General features: G+C 28.5%; 3 protein-coding genes. 2 read left to right on the top strand and 1 reads right to left on the bottom strand.

The genetic code is table 11. From position 1 onward, the window contains the following. Positions 1-568 precede the first annotated feature (568 nt). Positions 569-1,309: a 3-oxoacyl-[acyl-carrier-protein] reductase gene (fabG, locus tag BLS77_RS19400; RefSeq protein WP_089973801.1), complete on the top strand. Its 741-nt coding sequence runs from the start codon at positions 569-571 to the stop codon at positions 1,307-1,309. Between the two features lie 250 nt (positions 1,310-1,559). On the opposite strand, the gene BLS77_RS20115 is transcribed toward fabG, so the two are convergent. Next, complete coding sequence (locus BLS77_RS20115; RefSeq protein WP_167866634.1) at positions 1,560-1,715, bottom strand: hypothetical protein; 156 nt, start codon at positions 1,713-1,715, stop codon at positions 1,560-1,562. 533 nt (positions 1,716-2,248) lie between these two features. Here BLS77_RS20115 and BLS77_RS19395 point away from each other — a divergent pair. Continuing rightward, a complete protein-coding gene (locus tag BLS77_RS19395) occupies positions 2,249-2,530 on the top strand; it encodes a hypothetical protein (RefSeq protein ID WP_089973800.1) in 282 nt (93 codons plus the stop codon). The last annotated feature ends 139 nt before the right edge of the window (positions 2,531-2,669 follow it).

Below are 2,669 nucleotides of genomic sequence, written 5' to 3'. Positions count from 1 at the left end.
GTTAAAAAGTATGACTCCAATAGAATATCGAAGTCATACTTTAACAGCGTAATTTTTATTATTTACCCTGTCTACTTGACAGGGGGCAGTTCAGTGATAACTTCTAGGTCATTTTGTAGTATAGGCTCTATTTTGGGATAAATACAATTTAATATATAATTTAACTTAATATCATTTGTTTTGTAAAAACCTATTGAATATTACACTAATGTGTTTAGAATCAATATTTGGAGAAGAAGCTGTTGAAAGCCATAAAGGAATAGTAAACTACCTCGGATGTCTAGAAAATTTACGGGTAGAAGCAAAAATATCAAGACTATAAAACTAATTTTAATATTATTTAGCTATATAAAAAAGCATATATGTTATATAATTACAATATACGAAATAAATAACATTTAGACTAAGGTATCAGTAAAGGGTTGTTAAACCATAAAATATACTGTGTTTTTAGAATATGAAAACCATGAATAGAACCATAGATTAAAAATGGTACAAGTATGGGGGTAGGCGTAAATATATTACCAAAATATAATTATGGTAGAAAATACGGGGAGTGAAAATAGAAATGCAAAAGAGAGTAGTTGTAATTACGGGGAGTATTAGAGGAATTGGCAGAGAAATTGCATTGGAATTTTTAGAACAAGGTGATTTTGTAATAATAAATGGAAGAAGAGAATATGAAGATGTAATAGCTGAATTAGAAATGTTTAGCCGGTATATAGATATGTATGAGTATGTGAAATTTGATATCTCAAAAAAAGAGGAAGTTCAAGAGGGCATTAAGAGTATAATAAGTAAGCATAAAAATATTGATGTTCTTATTAATAATGCAGGAATAACTAGGGATAAATCTTTAGTGAAACTAGAACACTCTATGTGGGATGAAGTTATAAACGTTAATCTTACTGGAGCGTTTAATGTGTGCAAAGAAGTTGTTCCTAATATGATAAAAAATAATAGCGGTAGAATAATTAATATTGCTTCAGTAATTGCTTTGAGTGGAAACTTTGGACAAACTAATTATGCAGCTTCTAAATCAGGATTAATAGGATTGGCTAAATCATTAGCTCAGGAAGTTGCAAAGTATGGAATAACTGTAAATGCTATAGCGCCAGGGTTTATTAAAACTGATATGACTAAAAACCTGCCAGAAAAAGCTGTTGAGAATTTAATGGCTAAGATACCTATGAAATGTTTCGGGGAAGCAAGTGATGTTGCAAATGTAGCATTGTTTTTATCAAGTGATAGGAGTAAATATATCACCGGTGAAACAATATCTGTTAATGGTGGTTTATATTCCGGTTAAGTAGCAAGCCTTGAGAGTACCAGTCAATTATTTCGGAAAGACCTATGATTGGAAAAAACTCCAAGTGTAAGCAGTGAAGCACTATAATTATTTTATAGTGCTTTTTTGCTTATAAAAACAAATTAAGGGCAATATTAAACCAATTTTTGCGAACTTAGGGTGGGCAAAGTTCGCAGGTTGGAAAAATTAAAATTATAAAGAATAAGAAACCATCATGCTATAAATAATAAAGTCATAATTATGTCGTTTATCAATTTAATCTTTTAAAGTTAATATAGTTTTGAAAAGTGACTTTTTGTTTATTTACAACTAGTATATCAATTACTCTACTTAATTTTAAAACTTCATCTGTAGTACCATATTTTGTATAGAGTTTGCTTAAAATGTCTACTAATTCTGATTCCATATATTCACCTCTTAAATTAGATTATACTAAATTTATACATAAATCAGCAATAGATGTCAAACTTTGGAAAGTGGTAGTTGAAATTAATTAGATATCTATACCTCTTATTTCCTTATATTTACTATGGATATCTAAGTATATTGAAAAGTGATAAAAATGGAAAAAATGTTGATAATATGTTGAAAAGTCTGTTAACAACCTGTTGATAACCTGTTGAGTAAATTGTGGATAAAATTAATCTGTTAGTTAAATGTGTATAAATTCTTAAGAGCTGGTTTGGAGAGAAAATTTAAATGTAGAAGAAACAAGGGGAATATAAATCAGATTAATTACGTATTTAGTGAAATTGTTGATAACATAAAATAAACTTTTAATATGTTTTTGGTTAAGAAAAATAGGAGTAGGTGTATAGAGTGAAATTTAATATAGACGATATTAGAACATTAGCAAGTTTATGATTAAGAATACTATACAAAACTAAATCTAGGTATTATAATATAATAATTAGAATAACACCAAGGAGTGAGCGAAGAATGGATAAAGAGATATTAGAGATTTTAAAGTCTATGCAAGATGGGATAAAAAGATTAGAATCTAAGTTTGATGGATTAGAACAAGGGCAAAAAGAAATATATCAAATTGTAAAAGCATTAGAGCATTCATCAGAAGTTAATAAAGCTGAACATGATAGTATGAGTAATGATATAGCTCAGATTAAAGGTGATGTAAGTGCTATCAAAAAGGATCTACTTCAAGTTGAAATGGTGACTGCTAATAATTGGGCGGATATAACAAATTTAAAAGCAGCGAGATAGCAATAAATCCAAATGGGAAGTTTAATTAAATGTATGTAAGAAAATACAAGTGAATACGAACTGGTGTAATTCGCTATTTAGTGAAGAAACTGCAATAAAATTATAAACTGGTACCTATAGAATGGACAGTTAGAAAAAA

Origin of the sequence: Clostridium gasigenes (assembly GCF_900104115.1) — a bacterium.
Taxonomy (GTDB): Bacteria; Bacillota; Clostridia; order Clostridiales; family Clostridiaceae; genus Clostridium; species Clostridium gasigenes.
Note: the sequence above shows the minus strand (reverse complement) of the source record. Positions and strands in the feature narration are given on the sequence as shown.

Excerpts from the sequence above, each read along its gene's own strand:
- fabG (WP_089973801.1), top strand. The coding sequence starts at position 569 with ATGCAAAAGAGAGTAGTTGTAATTACGGGGAGTATTAGAGGAATTGGC.
- BLS77_RS20115 (WP_167866634.1), bottom strand. The coding sequence starts at position 1,715 with ATGGAATCAGAATTAGTAGACATTTTAAGCAAACTCTATACAAAATAT.
- BLS77_RS19395 (WP_089973800.1), top strand. The coding sequence starts at position 2,249 with ATGGATAAAGAGATATTAGAGATTTTAAAGTCTATGCAAGATGGGATA.